The following is a 23882-nucleotide window of genomic DNA, read 5'->3' on the forward strand; positions in this document are numbered from 1 at the left end:
GACGAAGATCGATCAGCCGCCCCTGAGGGAAATGGCCGAACCGGCGAAGGGTTCAGCCGATGGCCGCGAAGCTGCGATCCTCGCCCGCGATGCGAACCCTGGGCCGCGCACCGTCCAGCACATGGGCGGCATAGGGCCGCCGGGCCAACAGGTCGCCGTAGACGTCGAGATAGCGTCGGGCCATGGCCGTGGCTGAAAAGCGCAGGTCGAACCGCGCCCGGATCGCCTCGCGGTCTAGTTTGTGCGCCTGCCCGGCAGCGGACACGGCCTGATCCATGGTGTCCACCAGAAAGCCGGTGGCCCCGTCCTCGATGATCTCGGGCGTCGAGCCGCAGCGGAAGGCCACGACCGGCGTGCCGCAGGCCATGGCTTCGATCATCACCAGGCCGAAGGGCTCGGGCCAGTCGATGGGGAACAGCAGGGCCTCGGCCCCGCCGAGGAAGGCTGACTTCTGATCGTCGCCGATCTCGCCGACGAACTCGATCAGCGGATTGCCGTCGATCAAGGGCTTGATGACCGTCTCCCAGTAGGCCACGTCCGCCGTATCCACCTTGGCCGCCATCTTCAGCGGCCTGCTCAGGCGCGTGGCGATCTCGATGGCCCGGTCGGGGCGCTTCTCGGGCGAGATGCGGCCGAGGAAGGCGAGGTAGCCTTCGGATCGGGGCGAGAAGCGATAGAGGTCGCCCGGCATCCCGTGATGCACCGTCGCCTTCCAGTGGGCGCCGGGCAGGGGGCGGCGCTGATCGTCGGAGATCGAGACCAGGCCGAACTCGGGCCAGCGCTCATAGACCTCCGGCAGGTCCTTCAGGTCCAGCCGTCCGTGCAGGGTGGTCACCGTCTTGTCCGCCAGGTCGCGGAAGAAGGGGAAGTGGACTATGTCGGTGTGGAAATGGATGACGTCGAAGTCGTCGGCGCGCGCCAGCACCTCGGCCAGCATGGTCATGTGCGCGGCCAGGTCGGACTTCAGCGGCTCGGGGTCCAGGCGGATGGCCTGATCGCGCACCGGGACCAGCCGCGCCCGCGTCTCGGCCTCGGCGCTGGCGAACAAGGTCACCTCGTGGCCCAGCTCGACCAGGGCGTCCGTCAGGTGGGCCACGACCCTTTCGGTGCCGCCGTAGAGACGCGGCGGCACGGCCTCATAGAGGGGCGTCACCTGGGCGATCTTCATCATCCGACTCCCGCGCCCCCGCAGGCCTATCGGAGTCGTCAACACGGGGTGACGAACGCGGTTCCAGCTTGGCTGGACATCTTTCCTCCCCATGCCATGGGGAGGGGGGCCGCGACCCGAAGGGCGGCGCGTAGCAGCCAAGCGGTGGAGGGGGCGGCGCAGACATCTGACGTGGAGTCGTCCCCTCCGTCACGTCGCTGCGCGCCGCGCCACCTCCCCATGAAATGGGGAGGAAAGCCTCGCCTACTGCATCCCGGCGCGGATTTCGGCGCGCAGGGCGTCGATGGGGCGCAGGCCCGTGTCGGTCTTAAAGCGCCAGTAGGTCCAGCCGTTGCAGGCCGGGGCGTTTTCCAGCAGGGCGCCCAGCTTGTGGATCGAGCCGCTCATGGAGCCGGACACCAGCGAACCGTCGGCGCGCACGCGGGCCTCATGATCGCCCTTGGGGCAGTAGAGCTTGTCGCCGGGGGCCAGCAGCCCCGCCTCGACCAGGGCGCCGAACGGCACCTTGGGCTCGGCCTTCTTGGAGCCGGTGACGACCAGGTCCTCGGGCGCGGCGGGAATGACCGCCTTGATGCGCTTCTCGGCCAGCTTGGCGTAGGTCTCGTCGCGCTCGATGCCGACGAAGTGGCGGCCCAGGCGCTTGGCCGCGGCGCCCGTCGTGCCGGTGCCGAAGAAGGGGTCCAGGATGACGTCGCCGACGCGGCTGGCCGACAGGATGACCCGGTGCAGCAGGGCCTCGGGCTTCTGGGTCGGATGGGCCTTGTCGCCGTTGTCGTCCTTCAGCCGCTCGTTGCCGGTGCACAGGGCGAGCGTCCAGTCCGAGCGCATCTGGGTGTCTTCGTTGAAGGCCTTCAGCGCGTCGTAGTTGAAGGTGTAGCGCTTCTGCTCGCGCGACTTGGCGGCCCAGATCAGGGTCTCGTGCGCATTGGTGAAGCGCGTGCCCTTGAAATTCGGCATCGGGTTGGACTTGCGCCAGATGATGTCGTTCAGCACCCAGAAGCCCAGGTCCTGCATCGCCGCGCCCAGGCGGAAGATGTTGTGATAGCTGCCGATGACCCAGAGCGAACCCTCGTCCTTCAGCACCCGGCGGCACTCGCCCAACCAGGCGCGGGTGAAGGCGTCATAGGCGGCGAAGCTGTCGAACTTGTCCCAGTCGTCATCGACCGCGTCGACCTTGGAGTTGTCCGGCCGCAGCAGGTCGCCGCCCAGCTGCAGATTATAGGGCGGGTCGGCGAAGACCATGTCCACCGACTTGTCCGGCAGGCCCTTCAGCACCTCGATGCAGTCGCCACGCAGGATGACGTCGGTCTTCAACTCGGACATGGAAAAGCGGCCCCGGACAGATGAGGGGCTTATGGTGAATCCTTACGGTTAAGGCGGAGTAACCAAGATTCCCGCATTTGGAATTACGATGATTGCGCGGCGTCGGCGGCGAGGCCATAGTCGGCCCATGGAAATGGCGGTTCGACACCACTGATAGCGTTCGTGCGGGCCTGACGCCCCCGAGCGACGCGCCCCTTTCGCTCCGCTAGTCGGCAGCTGAAGGCTGGGCGACCGCCACCCCTCAGATCATTCAGCGGCAGGCTCCGGCGACGACCGGACCCCGCCGCATGCACAAAGAGATTTCCATGACCCAGATGTTCGAAAGCCCCTTCAAGGGGCGACTGCTGTCCGAGCAGGTGACCAACCCCAACATCATCGTCGGGCGCTACAGCTATTATTCAGGCTATTATCACGGCCACGGTTTCGACCACTGCGCCCGCTTTCTGATGACCGAGCCGGGGGTGGACCGGCTGATCATCGGAAGCTTCTGTTCGATCGGCAGCGGCGCCGCCTTCATCATGGCGGGCAATCAGGGGCACCGGAACGACTGGACCAGTTCCTTCCCCTTCTTCTACATGCCCGAGGTTCCACACTTCCAGGGGGCGATCGACGCCTTCCAGTCTGCGGGCGACACAGTGATCGGCCATGACGTCTGGATCGGCAGCGAGGCGATCATCATGCCGGGCGTGAGGGTCGGCGATGGCGCTGTGATCGGCACGCGGGCGCTGGTGACGCGCGACGTCGAGCCCTACGCCATCGTCGGCGGCAATCCGGCCAAGCTCATCCGCAAGCGGTTCGACGATGAGCGGATCGCCATGCTGCTGGAAATGAAATGGTGGGACTGGCGCGACGATCAGCTGGGCGAGGCCATGCCCTTGCTGTGCAGCGGCGATATCGTCGCCCTGCACGCCTTCTGGCGCAGCCGGATCGCGGGCTGAGGTTTTCCTGAATGACGCGGGGCGAGGGAGGTGCATTCGTTCAGCACACTCGGTATGACGCAGAAATGATCGCACGTCTTCGCCCCGTTCCGTTCGCCCTCGGGCCTGTCCACTTCGTCGGCATCGGCGGCATCGGCATGAGCGGCATCGCCGAGATCATGCTGAAGATCGGCTATCAGGTGTCCGGTTCGGACGCCAAGGCCAGCGCCAACACCGAGCGGCTCGAGAAGCTGGGCGCCCACATCTATATCGGCCACGACGCCGCCCATGTGACCGAGGGCGTCTCGGCGGTGGTCTATTCCACGGCGGTCAAGGCGACCAACCCGGAGCTGGTCGTGGCGCGCGAGCGCCGCATTCCCCTGGTCCGCCGCGCCGAGATGCTGGCCGAGCTGATGCGCCTGCAATTCTCGGTCGGCGTCGGCGGCACCCACGGCAAGACGACGACGACCTCCATGGTCGCGGCCCTGCTGGACGCCGGCTCGCTGGACCCGACGGTGGTCAACGGCGGCATCATCAACGCCTACGGCACCAACGCCAAGGTGGGTGAGGGCGACTGGATCGTGGTCGAGGCCGACGAAAGCGACGGCTCCTTCCTGCGCCTGAAGTGCACGGTCGCGATCATCACCAATATCGACCCGGAACACCTGGACCACTACGGCGACTTCGACGCGGTCAAGAAGGCCTTCTGCGACTTCATCGAGGACATTCCCTTCTACGGCTTCGGCGTGGTCTGCCTGGACCACCCGGAGGTGCAGAAGCTGGCGGCCCAGATCGACAACCGCCGCCTTGTCACCTACGGCCTGAACCCCCAGGCCATGGTCCGCGCCGAGAACGTGCAGATGTCGCCCGACGGCTCGCGCTTCGACGTGGTCATTCAGGGCCAGGGTTTGGCCGCGCTGGACGAACCGACCCGGATCGAGGGCCTCTATCTGCCCATGGCCGGCTGGCACAATGTGTCGAACTCGCTGGCCGCCATCGCCGTGGCGCGCGAACTGGGCGTGGACGATGACTCCATTCGTCAGGGCCTGGCCGGCTTCGGCGGGGTCAAGCGTCGCTTCACCACCACGGGCGTGGTCGGCGGCGTGCGCGTCATCGACGACTATGGCCACCACCCGGTTGAGATCGCCGCCGTGCTCAAGGCCGCCCGCCAGGTGGTCCAGTCGGCCGACAACCCTGGCCGCGTCATCGCTGTGGTTCAGCCGCACCGCTACACGCGCCTGCGTGACCTGATGCAGGACTTCTCGACCTGCTTCGCCGACGCTGACAGCGTCCTGGTCGCCGACGTCTATCCGGCGGGCGAGCAGCCGATCGAGGGGGTCGACAAGCACGCCTTGGCCGAGGGCATCCGCCGCTATGGCCACCGTCAGGTCGCCGCTCTGGAAAACGCCGCCGTCCTGCCGCGCGTCATCAAGGACGAGGCGAAGCCGGGTGATCTGGTCGTCCTGCTGGGCGCCGGCGACATCACCAGCTGGGCCTACGCCCTGCCGGCGCAGCTTGAAGCCCTGGGCTAAACCTCAGCCCAGGTAGCGCGCGACCATCGCGCCAGAGAAGAAGCAGAACAGGCTGGTCATGGCGAAGGCCGTGACAAAGGCGCCCAGCCATTCGACGCGACCCTGCAGCCGCAGGGTTTCGGTCGGGTCCAGCAGGCCCGATCTGATCTTCTTCATGTCGCCTTCCTGCGCCAGCATGACCACGGCCATGCCGCCCAGCAGCGGCAGCCAGGCCGTCAGCAGGGACGCCAATGATCCCGCCGAGGCGCGGCCGGAACTGAAGCGGGCGATAAAGCCCTGAATGACTTCCTGGTGGCCCAGGGGCAGATAGACGAAGAGCAGCAGGCTGATCGCCGCCAGATAGAGCAGGGCGTAGAAGGTCCGCTGGCCCAGGCTGATCGGCACGGCGGGCGGCGGTTCGGTTGGTTCGGAAAAGGCGTCGGGCATGGATGCGCCGAGCAGGAAGTCGCCGGCGACGCGCCGCTTCTCGATGTGCCAGAACCAGCGATAGGTCCCGGCGTGGGCCAACGGCAGGAAAAAACAGGCCATCAGCACGGCCAGGACGCCGTTGAGCGACTGCTCGAAGGTCAGGTTGCGGCCCATGCCCTCGGCCGCGAACAGCAGGCCGATGCTCAGGGCGCCGATCCCGATCACGCTCGGCGGCGTGATGACGAGGATCAACAGGATGGAGCGCAAGGGCTCTTGCAGACCGGGGAGAAAGCGCTTCCCCTTGCGTGTCGATGTGGTTCGGGGCATCGCAGCCTTATCGCACACTGGACGCGCGCAAGAGATTTGAATGACGACTTGGACTGAAGCCCTTCCTGACGTGCGCGGCAAGCTGCTGATGAACGAGCCGCTGGGGCCCTACACCTGGTTCCGCGTCGGCGGGGCGGCGGACGCCCTGTTCATTCCGGCGGACGCTGACGACCTGGCCGACTTCCTCAAGGCCCTGCCGGAAGCCGTGCCCGTCACCATCATTGGTGTCGGCTCCAACCTGATCGTCCGCGACGGCGGGGTCGAGGGGGTGGTCATCCGCCTGGCCGGACGCGCCTTCGCCGCCATCACGACCGAGGGCCAGACCATCACGGCGGGCGCGGGCGCGCTGGACTCGATGGTGGCCAAGGCCTCGGCCAAGGCGGGCATCGCCGGGCTTGAGTTCTACGCCGGCATCCCCGGCACCATCGGCGGCGCCCTGACCATGAACGCGGGCTGCTATGGTTCGGAGACGAAAGACGTTCTGGTCTCGGCCTGGGGGCTGACGCGTCAGGGCGAGCGGATTGAGCTGGCCCTGGCCGACTTCGGCTACACCTACCGCCATTCCAACGCCCCGGCGGACGTCATCTGGATGGAGGCGACCTATCGCGGCGTGGCCGACGCGCCCGAAGCCGTCCTGGCCCGCATCAACGAGATCACCAGCCGCCGCGAGACGACCCAGCCGATCCGCGAAAAGACCGGCGGCTCGACCTTCAAGAACCCCGAAGGTCATTCCTCGTGGAGGCTGGTCGATGAGGCCGGCTGGCGCGGCAAGCTGCGCGCCGAGACCGGCGGCGGGGCCAAGTTCAGCGAACTGCACTCCAACTTCATGATCAATCCCGGCGAAGCCACCGCCGCCGACATCGAAGCCCTGGGCGAGGCGGTTCGCGCCGATGTCCTGGCCAAGACCGGGGTTCAGCTGGACTGGGAAATCAAGCGGATCGGCCGGAAATAGGCCTCGCGTCGATCAGGCGCGGTGGTTGCGCCCGGTCAGCCAGGCCACGAGCCAGACCGCAAAGCCGCCCAGTGACAGGGCCACACCGACCCAGCCGGTCGAGGTCCAGCCCCAGCCCGCCGCCACGGCCATGCCGCCCAGCAGGGGGCCGATGGCGTTGGCGGTGTTAAAGGCCGAATGGTTCAGGGCGGCGGCCAGGGTCTGTGCTTCGCCGGCCACATCCATCAGGCGGGTCTGCAGGATGGAGCCGAGGCCGCCGCCGCCGCCGATCAGGAAGACCACGATCAGCATGGCCCACAGGTGCGGGGCCGCGAAGGGATAGAGGGCCAGGGCCGCCGCGCTCCACAGCAGCAAGCCGCCTGCCGCCGCCATGCCGAACCGGTCGGCGGCCCAGGCCCCCAGCAGGTTGCCGCTCATCATGCCCAGGCCGAACATGGCGAAGACCCAGGGCAGGACCTCCGGCCCCACGCCGGTCACGGCCGTCAGGGTCGAGGCCAGATAGGCATAGACCGCGAACATGCCGCCAAAGCCGATGGCCCCGACGCCCAGCGTCAGCCAGACCTGACCGCGCTTCAGGGCGCCCAGCTCGCGCATGGGGCTGGCGTCGGCATGGGCCGGATCGCGCGGCGCGAACAGGGCGACCAGGGCCATGGTGATGACCGCCAGAACGCTGACGATAGCGAAGGTCCAGCGCCAGCCGAACTCGTGGCTGACGGCGGTGGCGACCGGCACGCCGATGACGGTGGCGACGGTCAGGCCCAGCAGGATGGTCGAGACGGCCCGGGTGCGCAGACGCAGCGGCACCAGCGAGGCCGCCACCAGGGCCGCCACGCCGAAATAGGCTCCGTGTGGAATGCCGCTGAGGAAGCGGAAGGCCAGCATCCACTCATAGGTCGGAGCGACGGCGCTCAGCGCATTGCCGACGGCGAACAGGGCCATGAAGCCGATCAGCAGTAGCCAGCGCGGCAGGCGGGCGCCCAGAACGGCCAGGATCGGAGCCCCGACGACGACGCCGGCGGCATAGGCGCTGATGACATGGCCGGCGGTCGGCTCGTCGACTCCCAGACCCGCCGCGAAGTCGGGCAGGACGCTCATCGCCGCGAACTCGGTGACGCCGATGGCGAACCCGCCCATGGCCAGGGCCAGCAGCACCAAGGCCACCTTGCCGGGGGCGGCGACCGTGTCCAGCGCGGGCGATGCGCAAAGGTCGTCGTCGATACAGGAAGCGGCGTCGGTGGGGGCCATGAACTATCGCAATGCAACAAACTTTACGCTGCGTCGCAAAATAGGGGCTGAGCGCCTCGCTTCAACCTTGAGCGGTCGATCTGTCGATCACGCTTTGTATGCGTCCCCACTCAGGCGTTGATGAGCCCGGCTTGAACCTCGGGGTGCGACACGGACAGGCCCAGGGTCTGGGCGGCGTACAACTCCAGCAGCATTCGGTCCCGATCGTCGGGCAGGGGCAGCCAGCGGGCCTCGATGGGCTTGCGACGACCGGGACGCGGCGCGGGCTCGCTGATGCTGACCTTGGGCGCGCCGCCGTCGCCCAGTGCCTGCACCCTGGCGGCCAGCGCCACCCGCAGGGACGGGGCCAGAAGACGCTCCTCCAGATGGGGCGGGCTGCCGACATGGATCGGCTCGTCCTCCTGATAGAAGACATAGACCGCCCCGGCCGCAGGCAGTCGCGCCCGCGTCAGGGGTTGCAGCGGCCGGGCCATCAGGCGACGGAACAGGTCGGGGACCGCCGCCAGCCTCTGGTCGTGATCCAGTGTCGCGGTCGTCACCCGCCGGTGTTCTCATAGACGGCGGTGATCGACGCTTTCGCCAGCGTATGGAAATGCAGGTTGAAGCCGAAGACGGCGCCCGAATTGTCCGGCGTCACGTCCAGCCTGTCCGCGTCCACCGCGAAGACGGTGAAGATGTAGCGATGAGGGCCGTGTCCAGCCGGCGGGGCGGCGCCGCCATAGCCGGGCTCGCCGAAGTCGGTGCGCCCCTCGACCGCGCCCGAGGGCAGGGCGGCGCCGGCGGCCAAGTCGGTCACGTCGGCGGGAATATTGGCGACCGTCCAGTGCCAGAAGCCCGAGCCGGTGGGGGCGTCGGGGTCGTAGCAGGTGATGGCGAAGCTCTTCGTGCCCTCGGGCGCGCCGGACCAGGACAACTGCGGCGCGGTATTGCCCAGGGCATGGACCTGGGCGTCGGGCAGGACGTCGCCGTCGCGGAAATCGGCGGAGGTCAGGGTGAAGGTCATCGGAGGCGCTCCCTTGCAACTGCTTCGCTGACGGAACGGTCCGGCTTCCACACCGTTGCGCTGCGACAGTCTGTTCCTAGCTAAGCTTGATCGACGTTCAAAGCGCGGAGAGCCGGATGCTGCAATCCCTTCTTGATCGGACGTTCCTGACCCGCGCCATCCGTGTGCGGCTGCCGGATGGTCGCGAATTGGCGGCGGGACCAGGGGCGCCGGAGCTGACGGTCGTGATTTCGGATGCGAAGACGGCCTTGGCCATCGCCGCCAATCCCGAGTTGGCCCTGGGCGAAGCCTTCATGGACGGACGCTTCCGAATCGAAGACGGCGACATCTACGACTTTTTGCAACTGACGACGTCGCAGTTGGCGATGCGACCACGCGCGGGGAGGCTCAACCTACTGCAACGGCTGCGGCGGGGCGCCGAGCAGGCCAATGATCGATTGCATGCGCGTGAGAACGTCCACCATCACTATGACCTGACAGTCGACTTCTACCGGCTGTTTCTGGACGAAGACCTGCAATATTCCTGCGCCTTCTTCGAGACGCCGGATACGACGCTGGATCAGGCTCAGGTCGCCAAGAAGCGGAGACTGATCGACAAGCTGGTGCTGTCGCCGGGCCAGACGGCGCTCGACATCGGCTGTGGCTGGGGCGGCCTGGGTCTGTCCATGGCCGAGCGCGGCGCGCGTGTCACCGGCGTCACCCTGTCTACTGAACAGCACCGCACGGCCAACGAACGGGCGGCGGCGCGCGGTCTGTCCGATCAGGCGGATTTTCGGCTGCAGGACTATCGCGACCTGGATCAGACCTTCGACCGGATCATCTCGGTCGGCATGTTCGAGCACGTCGGGGCGCCGAACTATCAGGAGTATTTCGACACGGTCGCCCGACTGCTGGATGACGACGGGGTGGCGGTGATCCATTCCATCGGCCGCAAGTCGCCGCCTAGCCGCACCCAGCCCTTCATCCGCAAATACATCTTTCCCGGCGGCTATATCCCGGCCCTGTCAGAGGTTCTGCCCGCCATCGAACGCTCCGGCCTGTGGGTCACGGACATGGAGGTGCTGCGCCTGCATTACGCCGAGACGCTGAAGCACTGGCGACAGCGCTTCCTGGCGCGTCGCGATGAGGCGCTGACGATGTATGACGAGCGCTTCTGCCGGATGTGGGAGTTCTATCTTGCGGCCAGTGAAGTCGCCTTCCGCGAACTGGGCCACATGGTCTTCCAGTTGCAACTGACCAAGACGCAGGCCGCCGCGCCGCTAAGCCGGGACTACCTGTGCGCGTAGGGGCTGAGCCGTCGCTCTGGAACGACAAAGGCCGCTTCCGTCGCCGGAAGCGGCCTTTGTTCCTGGGCCTATCGCGCTTCGCGCGACTTGAGGCCGATCAGTCCCGGTAGCTCTGGATGCGCGTGGTGCGCAGTCCTTGCATGCCCCATTTATCGATCGCCTGTTGCCAGGCGATGAATTCCTCGGCCGTCAGACGATACTTCGTCAGGGCGTCTTCCAGGCTGATCAGACCGCCGCGCACGGCGGCGACCACTTCGGCCTTGCGGCGGATCACCCAGCGGTTCGTTTCCGCCGGCGGGAGATCCCGCAGGGTCAGCGGCGTGCCCGTCGGGCCGACCACGTATTGTTCGCCTCTACTATTTAGGCGTCGCTCTTGCAGCATGGGCTTAAGCCTCTTTCACCACCACCATCGACGCGTACCCTAGGAGCGCCCCCGCTAAGGGGCGTTTAAGCGTCGTGGTGAAGGAATGGCTAAGACGCATCCTCCGTCCCCGGCGCATGGACGGCGCCGGAAACGAAGGATTCATCGAGTCTAACGAAGGCTTACTCACGGAGTCCGGTTAAGCGATCAGCGCTTGATGCTGAGCAGCTCGGCCAGCATCTCGTCCGCGGTCGTGATGATCTTGGACGAGGCCGAATAGGCGCGCTGGGTGGTGATCAGGCTGGTGAACTCGGCCGACAGGTCGACGGTCGAGGATTCCAGTTGCTGGGCCGCCAGCATGCCGGCGCCGCCGGTGCCGGCCGACTTCAGGTTGAAGGTGCCGCTTTCCAGGCTGACGCGGAAGGCGTTGCCGGTGACCTGGCGCAGGCTGTCCGGGCTGGGGAAGGTGGCGATGGCGACCTGGGCGATGCGGCGCATGACGCCGTTGTCGAAGATGGCGGTGACGAAGCCGCCTTCATCGATCTTGATCTCCGACAGGTTGCCGAAGGCCGTGCCGTTGGTGACCGTCGACTGCACGATCGAGGCCGTGTTCAACTGGCTGAGGCCGCCGGCAGAGGTGTTCAGGTCCAGGGTCAGGCTCTGGTCGGAAATGCCCAGGCCGTCCGCCCATTTGATCTTGTCGGCATTGCCCGGCAGCGTCAGGTCGATGTTTGAATCCGACGCGCCGAAGTCGAGCACGGCGTTGGTCGGATCGCTGAACAGCGAGTTGGGCATGGTCTGCATCGCCGTGACGTCGAGGCGGCCCGACGGGGTAAAGGCGATCATGCCGGTCTTGATCTGACCATTGGAGTAGGCGCCGCCGGTTTCCACGCTGTCGGCGGGAACGGCGACAATTTCAGCATACCACTGGTTGGCCACGTCGCTCTTCAGCAGGCGGATTTCGATGTTCCGCTGGCCGCCCTTGGAGTCCGAGACCGGGATGTTGATCTTGAAGTCCGGTTTGATGCCCGTGGGGTTGTCGTCGTCGCCATTGTACATGGCCATCGAGTTCAGGCTGGGATCGTACTTGGTCTTGGCGACCGTGGCGGTGTCCATGGCCAGGTTGGCCAGCGGCACGGTGACGCCGCCGCCCAGGTCGAGCGTGGTCGTCGTCGAGCCGGGGCCGCCGCCGGTGACGCCGGTCAGACCGGTCAGCGTGCCGGCGGCGTCATAGGTCGCGACGGCGGTGATCGTTTGATTGCCGGTCTTGATGGTGACGTCATACTGGTTCGGCGTGGCGGTGGGGGCGTAGCGGACCGAGAACTCCATCGGACCCGAGGTGGCGGGCACCACGGCGACGCTGGCGTACTTGCTGGGGCTGGCGCCGGCCTGGATGGTCTGACCCGAGAAGAGGTTGGCGTTGATCTGGGCGCGGGTGGTCTTTTCGGCCGTGCCGCCGACTGTGCCGATGTTGATCGAACGCAGGCGCGTCAGGTCGGAGGGGTCGGTGGCGATGTCGCCGTTGGAATCGACCGGCCAGCCCTGCAGGTAGAGACCGGCGCTGTTCTTCAGATAGCCCAGATCGTCGATGCGGAAGGCGCCCGCGCGGGTGAACAGGCGGCTGTCGGTGGCGCCGACGCCCTCAGCTTTCTCGGTGGTGACGAAGAAGCCCTGACCGTCGATGGCCAGGTCCGTGCTTTCGGTCGTGCGCTGCAGTTGGCCTTCCTGGCTGATGAAGTGACGCGCGGCGGCGATGACGCCGCCCGCCGCATAACCGCCGGCGCCCTTGCTCTGGCTGTTCACCAGGGTCTGGAACTCGCCCTGGGTGCGCTTGTAGCCGATGGTGTTCACGTTCGCGATGTTCTGCGAGATCGCGGCCAGGGCGGCGGAGTTGGCGGAAAGACCGGAGACCCCGGCCTGCATGGCGCTGTTGATGCTCATTGTGTCGGCTCCTTAGGCGGAAGTTGGGGAAAGGAGAGGGGCGCCGTTCAGGCGTCGGTCTCTGGATCTGTGGGCAACGGCGTCGGGGTCGGATCCGGCGTCGGTGGGTTCACGCTGGCGTTCTTCTCGTCGAGCGCGATGATGCTGGAGAGCGGCATGACCGAGCTGCCGATCGTGACGTAGGGTTCGTCGGCGTACATCTCGACGCCGGTGATGCGGCCGCGCATCAGGACCTGGGCGTCGATCTTGCCGCCCGAGGCGTCCTTGGCCGTGACCTTCAGGGTATAGACGCTGCCGTCCTGACCTTCGGTCCAGTTGAAGTCGTGAACGCCGGAACTGGCGTCCGGCGCGGGGCCCTTCCAGACGACCTGACCGGTGGCGTTAAGAACCTGAAGCTCGACGTCGGTCGCGTTGGACGCCAGTTCATAGCTCCACGACGCCTTGCCGTCGGCGGCCTTGGTCGCGTCCCAGACAGCGGTTGCGTCCTTGCCGATATAGTTCGAGGCTTGGGACAGGCCGTCGCCCTTCTGGCCGTTCAGCAGGGCGGTCAGCAGCTGGTTGGACAGCAGTTGCTGCTCCACCCCGGCCATCTGGGTCAGCTGGGCGGTGAACTGGTTGGAGTCCATCGGCGACAAGGGGTCCTGGTTCTTCAACTGCGCGGTCAGCAGCGAAAGAAAGGTCTCGAAGTTCGACGCCAGCATGCCGGAGCTGGTGTTGATCTTGTCGGTGGCGGTATTGGCGTTGACGGCGGTGACCATCGATCAAACCTTCATATCGACGCGGTCGGGCGTCATCGAGAGGGAGGCCCAGGCGCCGGGCGCGGGCAGGGCGACGTCGGCCTCGGCGGCCAGGCGGGCGGCGCCGGCGAAGGCGCGACGGTCGGGAGCGCGCTCAAAGGCGCCGTCGCCTCCGAAGCCGGAGGACGGGTTGCGCTCCGAGAACTCGAGCGAGTCCTGGGTCAGCTGGAATCCGGCGTCCTGAAGCTGACGACGCAGTTCGTCGGCGCGGGCGCGCATGTCGGTCGCCGCCGCCGGATTGTCGAAGGCCAGGCGGGCGGCCAGGCGACCATCGGAATCAATCTCGAGACTGACGTCGACGCGGCCCAGGCCTTCGGGCGTCAGGGCCATGTCGAAACGGGTCGAGCGACCTTCGAGTTTCTTGAGTATCTGCGCGGCCAGGTGCGCCGTGGTCTCGACGGTGGCGCGCGAGAGTTGGGACGGGTTCAGATCGCGCGAAGCACTCGTGGCGGCGGTCTGGGCGTCCAGAACCGGTTGCGACGGAGCGAGATCGGCCTGGGCGTCCAGCGGCGCGGCGGCGTCGGGCAGGATGGGTGCGGCGGTCTCGTTCGGGGCGGTCGCAGGGGGTGTCGAGCTTGGCGCGACGACCGTGGGAGCAACCGCGGGGCCGCCCGAGCGAGCGACGCCTTCGCTCCGGGCGTCCGTCGAGGCGTTGGTCGTCGTGTTCACCGGCGCGGCGTTGGAGCGGCGCTCATCCAGACGGGCCGATCCGTTGCGAACCGGCGCCGGCGTGGCCGGGGGCGGGGCCTCGGTCTCGGCTTCGGTTTCGGCATGGTCGGCGGTCGCGGCCGGCACAGTCTCGAGGACCTGTTCCGGCGCATCCGATGCCTCGACGGGTTGGGCCGTCTGGCCGCTGGGAGCGGGCTGTGTCGCGCCTGCCGCCGTGGGGCGGGGCGTCACGGTGATCGAAACCGTGTCGGGGATCGGGCCTTGGACGGGGGCGGCCGCTGCAGTTGCTTTGACCTCAGCGGCGACCTGGATCGGCTGGGCCTGGACCGCAGGTTGAACGGGCGTATCTGCGGCGGAGGCGGCAGGCGTGACCGCGATGGCCGCCGGCGCCGAGGGCTTCATGACGAGCGGCGCATCCGTCTTGGCGGGGGGGGCTGCGGGAGCGGCAGCCGGAGCGGCGGACGCGTGAGAGGCCGGGGCGGGCGTCGCGGCTGTGTTGGTGCGCGGCGCGACACCTGAAACGACCGGGGCGTCAACGGCCGACGCCGCAGACACGGGCGCCGCTTTGGCGGGCGCGGGAGTCGCTATCGTCGGTTCAGACACGCCTTGAACGCCGTGGGCGACGACGGAGGCGGGCTTGGCCGGAGCGGGTGCGGCGGCGGGGGCGACCGGTTGCGCGAGTGGTCCAGGCGAAGTCGGCGTCTCAACGACCGGCGTGGTCGTCGCAGGGCGAGCTGCAACCGGTTCGACCTTGGCGGGCGCCATCGCCGGGGCGGGCGCCGTATCGGGCGACGACGTCACGAGCGCCGGAGCTGCGGCGGCGGGCGCGGCCAGCGTCGCCGTGGACTGCGAAACGGCCTGGGTTGGGGCTTTCGGGTCTGCGGCGAGGGCGACAACGGGCGCGGCTTCGTCAGGGATGACCCGCGTGATCGGAGCCTGGGGGACGACCGGCATGGGCGAGGCGGCGGCGTTCGAGGCCGAATTCGTGGTTGTCGCCTCGGTCTTTGCCGTTTCTACGGGTTCAGCATCGGCGCTGGGCGCGGCCGGCGGCGCGACCGACAGCGGCGACGCGGCGATCAGGGCGACCGGCGGCCAGGCGGGGACAGCATCCGGCGCGGCTTCCAGCGAGGCCGTGTCGGCGGCGACGTCTGGACGTGTGACATCCAGCGCTCCGGCGTCGTCGCTCAGCGCCTTTGACGACGGCGTGGCAGCGGCGACCAGACCGGCGAACAGGCTGTCGTCCGCACCCGTTTCGACGGATGCGGCGGTCGTGCCGGCCGAAGTGGTCGGGACGAGCATGGACATGACGCTGAGCGCGGACATGGGCGGCGAGAGGGCTTTCGCTGGTTGGGCGGCGCCTACTGCGCTCGGGATATTCGAGAGCCGCTGCGCAAGGTCCGGGCCAAGTTGTTGGTTCCGACTAAATTGTTGAAATAAAAGAAAATTCACGAATGACGTCCTGCGGCTCAGACCGGTTTCGCCGGGAGGTTCTTGCCGCGCCGCTACGCTTTTTGCCGGGTGGACCGGGCGCCGGACGACATGGCCTGCGAATTGCGCCGCCTTGGGGGAACGCACAGGGGCTGAAAAGCCGATGTCTAATAAATTCAAGGAGTTGGCTAGAATGGCTAACCAGCAAGCCGGGCAAGATTTGCGCGCAGGCCAGCAAGGCTTGCCGGGCGCGGCCCTGTATGGAGCGCGCTTCTGATGTCCCTGAACTCGATCATGAACATCGCCACCTCGGGCATGAACACCGCGCAGCAGCAACTGCGGGTGATTTCCGACAACGTCTCGAACGTCAACACGCCGGGCTATATCCGCAAGGTGGCGGACCAGCAGTCCTTGGCCAGCCAGGGGACCGGCGCCGGGGTCGAGGTGGCGCGCATTCGCCTGGCCACCGATCGTTTCCTGCAGGCGGCCAGCTTGAGCGCGGGGGCCGACGCCGGGCGCCAGGCCGTACGCTATGAGCTGTTCGATCACATTCAGTCGCTGTTCGGCGATCCGGGCGCGGACACCGGCTTTTTCTCGCAGATCGACAAGATCTTCTCGGCCTTCTCGACCTCGGCCGAGAACGCCACCTCGGGGCCGCTGCGTCAGGATGCGATCTGGAAGACCCAGGCCATGTTCGACGAGGCCGCCCGCGTGGCCAAGGAGATCCAGGCCACGCGCGAGGAAGCGGACGGCCGCCTGGCCAGCGCCGTGGACCGCGTCAATGATCTGGTCGAACAGATCGAGAAGCTGAACGTCGACATCGCCAAGGCCAATGTCGTGGGCACGGACTCCACCGGCGCCCAGACCATTCAGGCCAGCCTGATCAACGAACTGTCCGAACTGATGGATGTGCGGATCACCACCCGGTCGGTCGGCGGGGTCGAGGTGCGGACCGGAGCGGGCATTCTGCTGGCCGGTCAGGGCGCGTCGAAGCTGGAATATAATCGGGCCGGGGCCGTTTCGTCGGAATCCGTCTTCAACCAGATCATGATCACGGAGCCGAACGGCCAGCGGCGTCCGCTGACCGAAGGTCTGGCCTCGGGCGAGATCAAGGGGCTGCTGGAGTTGCGCGACGTGGATGCGCCGGCGGCGGCGGATCGTCTGGGCGAACTGATGACGCGTCTGGCCGATGAACTGAACCGCGCGCACAACGCCTCATCAGCCGTTCCGGCGCCGTCGGTTCTGAACGGCCGCAATGTCGGCCAGACCCTGGAAACGGCTCTGGCGGGCTTTACCGGCACGACCACCATCACCACGGTCAACGACCAGGGCGTCATCCAGAACTCGGCCGAGATCGTCTTCTCGGGCGGAACGATGACGATCAACGGGGTGGCCGCGACGCCCGCGACCTTCCTGGCCACCCTCAACGGCCAATTGGGCGGGGCGAACGCCAGCTTTGTCGATGGCCGGCTGAGCATTCAGGCTCCGGCGGGGCAGGGGGTCGCCATCGCCGATGATGCGACCAATCCCAGCAACAAGGCGGGGCGCGGCTTCTCGCATTACTTCGGCCTGAACGACCTGGTCTCGACCGATCGGCCGGCGCTCTACGACACGGGGCTGACGGCGGCCTCGCAGCACGGCTTCACGCCGGGCGAGACGATCAAGTTCCGCTTCACGGACGCCTCGGGTTCGCGCATCCGCGACATATCCGTGGCCGTGCCCGCGGGGGCGGGGACGATGGCCGAGATGTTGACGGCCTTGAACGATCCCACGACGGGCGTCGGTCAGCACGGTCGGTTCAGCCTCAATGGCGCCGGCGAACTGATCTTCACGGGCCACGGCGCGCCGCCGTCCACCATGTCGGTGGTGGAGGATGGCACCCGTCAGGTCCCGTCCGGCGTGTCGATGAGCGATCTGTTCGGTCTGAGCGGCGCGCGGGCTTCGCGCAGCGGCGGCTTCTCGGTGCGCGACGACATCGCCAAGGACCCGTCCAAGCTGGCGCTGGCCCAGTTGAACCTGGGCGTGGCGGCGGGCACGCCGGCGCTCAGCAAGAACGACGGCAGCGGCGGACGTCTGTTGGCCAACGCCGACCAGAACGCGACTTCGTTCTCGGCGGCGGGCGGCGCGGGCGGGGTCAACATGTCCCTGTCGCGCTATGCGGCTGAGTTTTCGGGCGAGATCGGCGGCAAGGCCACGATGGCCAAGAACCGCTCGACCAGCGCGAGCGCCCTCTATCAGGAGGCTTCGGCGCGGCGCAGCTCGGTCGAAGGCGTCAATATGGACGAGGAACTGGTGCTGATGACCACCTATCAGCAGGCCTTTAACGCTTCGGCGCGCCTAATCCAGGCGGCGTCGGAAATGTACGACACCCTGATCGGGATGATGCGATGACCCGCGTTTCGACGTTTGGAAACTATCAGACCGCCCTGCTGCATCTGATGAACGCGCAGGCGCGCGGCGAAGAGGCGCAGAACAAGGTCAATACCAAGAAGAACGCCACCGATCTGGTCGGCTTCGGCCGACAATCGGAAACCGTCATCGCGCTGAAATCCAGCCAGACGCGGATTCAGGGCTTCATCGACACCAACAAGACCGTGGCCGATCGGCTGACCATGCAGGACCTGGGGCTGGGGCGGGTCGCCGACGCCGCGACCGCCGGGCGTCAGGCCATAGCCAACGCCATCGCCGCTGGGCGGATGGAAGGGTTGATGTCCGAGATGGAGACCATCTTCAAGATGGCCCAGGACGGCCTGAACATGAAGCATCAGGGCAAGTTCCTGTTCGCCGGCGGCGACGTGGATCAACAGGCGGTGGTCCTGCCGTCCACGCCTGTCGGCGCGACCGATCTCGAGAAGCTGGCGACCATGCCCGCCACGGCCGACGCCTTCAGGAATGACCAACTCAAGCAGACGTCCGTGCTGGACGAGACCGTGACCATGGACACGGGCTTCCTCGCCAGCGACGTGGGCCAGGCTCTGTTTGACGTCTTCCGCGATCTCCAGGTCCTGCATCAGGCCACGCCGCTGAACGGCCAGATGGACGACGCGCAGAAGACCGCCCTGACCGCGCTGATGGCGCGGTTCGAGACGGCGGCCAAGGACGTGGTCGACATCCAGGCCAAGAACGGCTCGATGCAGGCACGCGTGGATACGCTGCTGGAATCACAAGAATCGCGAAAGATATCTGTCGACACCATGCTGTCGGGCAAGACCGACGCCAACATGGCCGAGGCGGTGACCGAGCTGGAAATGGCCCAGATCGCGCTTCAGGCCTCGGCCCAGGTGATCAGCCAACTGCGTCAGGTGTCCTTGCTCGACTATCTGCGCTGACGCATTCGGCGCCGTTCAACGCTGAACGAAACCTCGCCGCCGACGTTGATAAAGCTGCGCCGTATCCAGGGAGGGCGAGCTTGCAGGGTAGGACCGAGGAAAGTCATCGGACGTTGACAGCTGCGACGCGACTCGGTCTAAGCCTTGCCATGCGCCTTCTTTCGCCAGCGTCGAAGACTGATCAATGAACCGGACGGCGCAGTATCAAATTCAGGATGGGGAAGGCCAGGCGACCACGCTACGTCTGTCCGGCGACTGGTCCACGACCGGCATCGGCCGTCAGGGCGATCGGCTGGAAGTCGAGTTGGCCGGTCGGGCCATCGGGGCGCTGGACCTAGCTGAGCTGGGGCGCTTCGACACTGCCGGGGCTCTGGCCGTGGCCCAGGCGACGTCGCAGTCGATACCCGAGGCGGCCTGGGCCGAGCGGCCCGAGGCGGGCCGCATCTACGCCATGGTCGAGAAGCTCGACCGAGAGTCCTGTGCGCCGCCGCGTCGCTCCAACGCCTTTACCCGAACCTTCGCCAAGATCGGTCTGGGCGTTTACGACTTCCTGGCCGAGGCCATGCTGTCGCTGGCCTTCCTGGGGCGGTTGATTGTGGCCGTGGGATCGGCCTTCCGGCATCCAGGCGCAATTCGCTGGCCGGCCTGGTTCAGTCAGGCGGAACGGTCGGGGCTGGACGCCATCCCCATCATCGCCGTGACCAACTTCTTCATCGGCGCGGTCATCGCCTTCCTGGGCGCGAATCTGCTGACCCAGTTCGGGGCCGGGGTCTTCACCGTGCAACTGGTCGCCGTGTCGGTGCTGCGCGAGTTCGCCGTGGTCATCACTTCCGTCCTGCTGGCGGGCCGTTCAGCCTCGTCCTTCGCCGCCGAGATCGGCTCGATGCGGATGAATCAGGAAGTCGACGCCATGCAGGTCATGGGCGTGAACCCCTTCCAGGCCCTGGTGATCCCGCGTCTGGCGGCCATGGTGCTGATGCTGCCCTTGCTGACCTTTGTCGGCATGATCGCCGGCCTGTTCGGCGGCATGCTGGTGACGTGGAGCGAGCTGGCCTATGGCCCGTCCTTCTTCATCCAGCGCATTACCGAAGACCCGATGATGGACACCCATCTGATGGTCGGCCTGGTCAAGGCGCCGGTCTTCGCGGTCGTCGTGGCCGCCATCGGCTGCCGTCAGGGCATGTCGGTGGCCGGCGACGTGGAAAGTCTGGGGCGTCGGGTCACGGCGGCGGTGGTGCAGGCCATCTTCGCCATCATCTTCCTCGACGCCGTCTTCGCCATGATCTTCCTGGAGCTGAACCTGTGACGGCCCGCAAGGACAAGCCGAAGCGCGAGAACCTCATCGAGGTGCGCGGCCTGCTGAGCCAGTTCGGCGACCGGGTGATCCATCAGGACCTCGATCTGGACGTGCGACGCGGCGAGGTTCTGGGCGTGGTCGGCGGTTCGGGCACCGGCAAGACGGTGCTGCTCAACTCCATCATCGGGCTCAAGCAGCCCGAGGGCGGTTCGATCAAACTGTTCGGCTATGAGCGCGACGAGATGACCAAGGCCGAGGCGGCCGAGGTCGAGCGGCGCACGGGCGTCCTGTTCCAGCAGGGCGCGCTGTTCTCGTCCCTGACGGTGCTGGATAATGTGGCCTCGCCCCTGGTCGAGCACACCAACCTGCCGCGCAACACCATTCGCGAACTGGCCGAGATGAAGATCGCCATGGTCGGTCTGAAGCCAGAAGCCCTCTATCTGAAGCCTGCCGAGCTGTCGGGCGGCATGAGAAAGCGCGTCGGCCTGGCCCGCGCCCTGGCCCTGGACCCGGAACTGATCTTCCTGGACGAACCGACGGCGGGGCTGGACCCCATTGGAGCGGCGGCCTTCGACCAGTTGATCCGCGACCTGTCGGACGACCTGGACTTGACGGTCTTCATGATCACCCACGACCTCGACAGCCTTTACGCCATCTGTGACGAGGTGGCGGTTCTGGCCGACAAGCATGTCGTTGAAAAAGCCACGGTTCAGGAGCTGGAGCGTTCCGAGCATCCGTGGATCAAGGAATACTTCCTGGGGCCGCGCGGACGCGCCGCTCACCAGAGCGCCGCCTGAGGAGAGCGGGACGAGATGGAAAGAGACGCCCACTACGCCGCCGTCGGCATCGCCACAGTCGCCCTTTTGCTGGCTCTGGCCGTGTTCACGATCTGGCTGGCCCGCCTGCAATTCAATAACGACTACGATGTCTATGACATCGTCTTCTACGGCCCCGTGCGTGGCCTGTCCGAAGGCGGCGAGGTCCACTTCAACGGCATTCGCGTCGGCGAGGTCACGGCCCTGAACCTGGACCCCAAGAAGGGGGATCAGGTCATCGCCCGCGTGCGCTTGAACGGCACGACCCCGGTGCGCGTCACCTCGCGCGCCCAGTTGGAGCCGCAGGGCATCACCGGCCTGAACTACATTCAGATCACGGCGGGCGAGCCCAGCAGCGCCCTGTTGAAGGACCAGTATCCCGACAACGTCGTGCCGGTGATCCAGAGCCAGCCCAGCCCCATAGCCGAACTGCTTAGCGGATCGGGCACGGTCCTGGCCCAGACGGTGGACGCCCTGAACCGGATCAACCGGGTCATGTCGGACGACAACATCCGCAGCTTCTCGTCCAGCGTGAAGAACGTTGAGGCCCTGACCGCCGAGCTGGAGGCCCGCAAGGGCATGTTCCAGCAGCTTGAGGAAACCATCACCAAGGCCAACGCCGCCGTCGGCGAATACCAGGCCCTGGGCGTCAGCGCGCGTCAGATGATCGACGGCGACGGCAAGCAGGCCATCGCCAACATCAACGCCGCGACGCGCGAGGCCCAGGCCGCCATCGCCTCGATCAACCGCTCGGCCACCGGACTGGAAGGTCCGCTGGGCGACTTCGGCACGCAGACGGTGCCGCAGTTGAACGACACCATCCGCCAGCTGGATCAGGCGACCCGCTCATTGCAGTCCCTGGTCGACAATGTGCGTGAAAGCCCACGCGACTTCATCGCCAAGGCGCCGTCCAAGGAAATCGAGGTGCAGCCGTGATCCGTTCCACTCTTCTGATCGCCAGCGCATCGGTCGCTCTGTCCGGGTGCGCCCTGCTGGCTTCGCCCGATCCGGTCCAGCTGTATCGCTTCGGCGGGGCCTCGGCCTTCGCTGGAACGGGAGCGACCTCGGCCTGCCCGGACGTGCACGTCTCAATGCGCCGCATCGACTTCCCCGAGGCGTCGAGCGGTGACCGCATCCTGGCCGTGACCGGCGCCGAGGCGGCCTACATCAAGGGCGCGCGCTGGGTGTCGCCGGCCGAGACCCTGTTCGAGGAAGCCTTGCGCAACGCCTTCCTGGATGGTGGGACCTGCACAGTGCTGAGCGGCGGCCCGCTGACGCGCGACGGCCTGCTGTTGAGCGTGGACGTGCGCCGGTTCGAGGCGGCCTATGCCGCGCCGGGCGCCGTGCCGAACGCCAACATCGTGGTGCTGCTCCGGCTGATCCGGCCGGGCGACCGCAGCATTGTGGCCGAGGACCGCATCTCGGTTAGCGAAAGCGCCGGCGAGAACCGTCAGTCGGCCATCGTCGCCGCCTTCGACCGCGCCACGGCCGAGGCCAGCCGTCAGATCGTGCTGTGGACCGACCAGCAGGGTTTCCAGGCCACGCGGGACTAGTTCTAGTCATCCCGGCCGTAGCCGCAGGCGAAGAGCCGGGACCGCCCAAGGCGTCGCGTTTTTAGCGGTCCCGGATAGCGGCTGCGCCGCTTCCGGGATGACGGATGGAGAAAACCCCGGCGGCCTCGCGGTCGTCGGGGTTCTGTATTTCAGCCGGAAAGGGCCAATCAGCCCAGGCCGGCCGCCACCGTGTAGTCGGCTTCGGTCTTGGCCGCGACCTCGTCCAGGGTCACACCGTCGGCCAGTTCGATCAGTTCCAGACCCGAACCGTCCGCCTTGACGTCAAAGACGGCCAGGTCGGTGATGATGCGGCTGACCACGCCCGTTCCCGTCAGAGGCAGGGTGCATTCTTTCAAGACCTTGGACTGGCCGTGCTTGTTGGCGTGATCCATGACCACGACCACGCGCTTGACGCCCGCGACCAGGTCCATGGCGCCGCCCATGCCCTTCACCAGCTTGCCGGGGATCATCCAGTTGGCGATGTCGCCGTTCTGGGCCACTTCCATGGCGCCCAGGATCGACAGGTTGATGTGGCCGCCGCGGATCATGGCGAAGCTGTCGGCGCTGCTGAAATAGGCCGACTCGGGGATCTCGGTGATCGTCTGCTTGCCGGCGTTGATCAGGTCGGGGTCTTCCTCGCCTTCATAGGGGAAGGGGCCCATGCCCAGCATGCCGTTTTCCGACTGCAGGGTCACGACCATGCCCTCGGGGATGTAGTTGGCCACCAGGGTCGGAATGCCGATGCCCAGGTTCACATAGAAGCCGTCCTGCAGCTCTTTCGCGGCGCGCTCGGCCAGTTGTTCGCGGGTGCGGGCCATTACGCGGATTCCTTCTGACGCACGGTGCGCTGTTCGATGCGCTTCTCGGACACGGTCTGGATCAGGCGGTCGACATAGACGCCCGGCGTGTGGATGTGGTCAGGGTCCAGCGAGCCGACAGGGACGATCTCTTCGACCTCGACGACCGTGACCTTGCCGGCGGTGGCCATCATCGGATTGAAGTTGCGGGCCGTCTTGCGGAAGATCAGATTGCCGCGCTCGTCGGCCTTCCAGGCCTTGATGATGGCCAGGTCGGCCACCAGGCCGGTCTCCATCACATAGTCGCGGCCGTCGAAGTTGCGCACTTCCTTGCCCTCGGCGACCAGGGTGCCGACGCCGGTGGCGGTGAAGAAGGCGGGGATGCCCGCGCCGCCCGCGCGGATACGTTCGGCCAGGGTGCCCTGGGGGTTGAACTCCAGCTGCAGCTCGCCGGCCAGATACTGGCGTTCGAACTCCTTGTTCTCGCCGACGTAGGACGAGATCATCTTGGCGATCTGCTTGGTCTCCAGCAACTGGCCCAGGCCGAAGCCGTCCACGCCTGCGTTGTTGGAGATGACGGTCAGTCCCTTGACGCCCGAGGCCTTCAGCCCGGCGATCAGGTTTTCGGGAATGCCGCACAGGCCGAAGCCGCCGGACATGACGGTCATCCCGTCAAAGGTCAGGCCCTCCAGCGCGGACGTGACGTCAGCGTAGATCTTGCGCATCGCTCTCCC

At 66.8% G+C, this 23882-nt stretch carries 22 protein-coding genes; 10 read left to right on the forward strand and 12 right to left on the reverse strand.

Translation table 11 applies throughout. The annotated features are described in order from the left end of the window. Window positions 1–52: 52 nt before the first annotated feature. Window positions 53–1168 carry a glycosyltransferase family 4 protein gene (locus ACR9FL_RS04620; protein ID WP_436357408.1) on the reverse strand — a complete coding sequence of 372 codons (1116 nt, stop codon included), beginning with the start codon at window positions 1166–1168 and terminating at the stop codon, window positions 53–55. Between the two features lie 243 nt (window positions 1169–1411). Further along, complete coding sequence (locus tag ACR9FL_RS04625) at window positions 1412–2491, reverse strand: site-specific DNA-methyltransferase (RefSeq protein WP_436357409.1); 1080 nt, start codon at window positions 2489–2491, stop codon at window positions 1412–1414. 305 nt (window positions 2492–2796) lie between these two features. Here ACR9FL_RS04625 and catB point away from each other — a divergent pair, with 305 nt between their 5' ends. Further along, complete coding sequence (gene catB / locus ACR9FL_RS04630) at window positions 2797–3429, forward strand: type B chloramphenicol O-acetyltransferase (RefSeq protein ID WP_296177236.1); 633 nt, start codon at window positions 2797–2799, stop codon at window positions 3427–3429. Between the two features lie 65 nt (window positions 3430–3494). Further along, the gene (murC, locus tag ACR9FL_RS04635) at window positions 3495–4940 is read left to right on the forward strand and encodes a UDP-N-acetylmuramate--L-alanine ligase (RefSeq protein ID WP_296177237.1); all 1446 of its coding nucleotides are present in this window, start codon (window positions 3495–3497) and stop codon (window positions 4938–4940) included. 3 nt (window positions 4941–4943) lie between these two features. Here the strand turns inward: murC and ACR9FL_RS04640 are convergent, their stop codons facing one another. Beyond that, window positions 4944–5675, reverse strand: a complete 732-nt coding sequence (locus ACR9FL_RS04640) for a hypothetical protein (protein WP_436357411.1) — start codon at window positions 5673–5675, stop codon at window positions 4944–4946. Between the two features lie 40 nt (window positions 5676–5715). On the opposite strand from ACR9FL_RS04640, the gene murB reads away from it, so the two are divergent. Then, entirely contained in the window at window positions 5716–6627 is a 912-nt protein-coding gene (murB, locus tag ACR9FL_RS04645; protein WP_296177240.1) for a UDP-N-acetylmuramate dehydrogenase, read from the forward strand. Between the two features lie 12 nt (window positions 6628–6639). Here the strand turns inward: murB and ACR9FL_RS04650 are convergent, their stop codons facing one another. The 3 genes from ACR9FL_RS04650 to ACR9FL_RS04660 form a co-directional block, all read right to left on the reverse strand. Beyond that, window positions 6640–7872 carry an MFS transporter gene (locus ACR9FL_RS04650; protein WP_296177242.1) on the reverse strand — a complete coding sequence of 411 codons (1233 nt, stop codon included), beginning with the start codon at window positions 7870–7872 and terminating at the stop codon, window positions 6640–6642. A gap of 110 nt (window positions 7873–7982) precedes the next feature. Next, entirely contained in the window at window positions 7983–8411 is a 429-nt protein-coding gene (locus tag ACR9FL_RS04655; protein WP_296177245.1) for a hypothetical protein, read from the reverse strand. Next, on the reverse strand, window positions 8408–8875 hold the full coding sequence (locus tag ACR9FL_RS04660; RefSeq protein WP_296177248.1) for a YbhB/YbcL family Raf kinase inhibitor-like protein: 468 nt from the start codon (window positions 8873–8875) through the stop codon (window positions 8408–8410). The genes ACR9FL_RS04655 and ACR9FL_RS04660 overlap by 4 nt, the downstream gene beginning before the upstream one ends. A gap of 116 nt (window positions 8876–8991) precedes the next feature. Between ACR9FL_RS04660 and ACR9FL_RS04665 the strand changes: the two genes are divergently transcribed. Further along, a complete protein-coding gene (locus ACR9FL_RS04665; RefSeq protein ID WP_296177250.1) occupies window positions 8992–10161 on the forward strand; it encodes an SAM-dependent methyltransferase in 1170 nt (389 codons plus the stop codon). Window positions 10162–10258: 97 nt separating this feature from the next. Here ACR9FL_RS04665 and sciP read toward each other — a convergent pair whose 3' ends face one another. The 4 genes from sciP to ACR9FL_RS04685 all read right to left on the reverse strand — a co-directional run bounded on the left by sciP (window position 10259) and on the right by ACR9FL_RS04685 (window position 15234). Next, a complete protein-coding gene (gene sciP, locus ACR9FL_RS04670) occupies window positions 10259–10543 on the reverse strand; it encodes a CtrA inhibitor SciP (RefSeq protein ID WP_105563033.1) in 285 nt (94 codons plus the stop codon). A 186-nt stretch (window positions 10544–10729) separates the two neighbouring features. Then, complete coding sequence (gene flgE, locus ACR9FL_RS04675) at window positions 10730–12463, reverse strand: flagellar hook protein FlgE (protein ID WP_296177254.1); 1734 nt, start codon at window positions 12461–12463, stop codon at window positions 10730–10732. Window positions 12464–12510: 47 nt separating this feature from the next. Beyond that, window positions 12511–13221, reverse strand: coding sequence for a flagellar hook assembly protein FlgD (locus ACR9FL_RS04680; RefSeq protein WP_296177256.1), 711 nt, complete (start codon window positions 13219–13221; stop codon window positions 12511–12513). Window positions 13222–13224: 3 nt separating this feature from the next. Continuing rightward, complete coding sequence (locus ACR9FL_RS04685; RefSeq protein WP_436357414.1) at window positions 13225–15234, reverse strand: flagellar hook-length control protein FliK; 2010 nt, start codon at window positions 15232–15234, stop codon at window positions 13225–13227. Window positions 15235–15633: 399 nt separating this feature from the next. Here ACR9FL_RS04685 and flgK point away from each other — a divergent pair, with 399 nt between their 5' ends. From flgK to ACR9FL_RS04715, 6 genes are all read left to right on the forward strand, one after another. Further along, window positions 15634–17748 (forward strand): flagellar hook-associated protein FlgK, encoded by a 2115-nt coding sequence (gene flgK / locus ACR9FL_RS04690; protein ID WP_296177990.1) that lies wholly within the window; start codon window positions 15634–15636, stop codon window positions 17746–17748. Next, window positions 17745–18686, forward strand: a complete 942-nt coding sequence (locus ACR9FL_RS04695; protein WP_436357417.1) for a flagellin — start codon at window positions 17745–17747, stop codon at window positions 18684–18686. Before flgK ends, ACR9FL_RS04695 begins: the two co-directional genes overlap by 4 nt. Before the next feature lie 184 nt (window positions 18687–18870). Continuing rightward, window positions 18871–19992, forward strand: coding sequence for an MlaE family lipid ABC transporter permease subunit (locus ACR9FL_RS04700; protein ID WP_436357418.1), 1122 nt, complete (start codon window positions 18871–18873; stop codon window positions 19990–19992). Further along, a complete protein-coding gene (locus tag ACR9FL_RS04705) occupies window positions 19989–20780 on the forward strand; it encodes an ABC transporter ATP-binding protein (RefSeq protein WP_296177985.1) in 792 nt (263 codons plus the stop codon). Before ACR9FL_RS04700 ends, ACR9FL_RS04705 begins: the two co-directional genes overlap by 4 nt. A 15-nt stretch (window positions 20781–20795) precedes the next feature. After that, window positions 20796–21734 (forward strand): MlaD family protein, encoded by a 939-nt coding sequence (locus ACR9FL_RS04710; protein WP_296177984.1) that lies wholly within the window; start codon window positions 20796–20798, stop codon window positions 21732–21734. Beyond that, entirely contained in the window at window positions 21731–22351 is a 621-nt protein-coding gene (locus tag ACR9FL_RS04715; RefSeq protein ID WP_296177982.1) for an ABC-type transport auxiliary lipoprotein family protein, read from the forward strand. The genes ACR9FL_RS04710 and ACR9FL_RS04715 overlap by 4 nt, the downstream gene beginning before the upstream one ends. A gap of 167 nt (window positions 22352–22518) precedes the next feature. Here the strand turns inward: ACR9FL_RS04715 and ACR9FL_RS04720 are convergent, their stop codons facing one another. Together ACR9FL_RS04720 and ACR9FL_RS04725 are read right to left on the reverse strand one after the other, a co-directional pair. Next, entirely contained in the window at window positions 22519–23169 is a 651-nt protein-coding gene (locus ACR9FL_RS04720) for a 3-oxoacid CoA-transferase subunit B (RefSeq protein ID WP_436357420.1), read from the reverse strand. Continuing rightward, a complete protein-coding gene (locus tag ACR9FL_RS04725; RefSeq protein WP_436357421.1) occupies window positions 23169–23873 on the reverse strand; it encodes a CoA transferase subunit A in 705 nt (234 codons plus the stop codon). Before ACR9FL_RS04725 ends, ACR9FL_RS04720 begins: the two co-directional genes overlap by 1 nt. Window positions 23874–23882 lie beyond the last annotated feature (9 nt).

This window comes from Brevundimonas sp. CEF1 (assembly GCF_051353055.1).
Lineage (GTDB): Bacteria > Pseudomonadota > Alphaproteobacteria > Caulobacterales > Caulobacteraceae > Brevundimonas.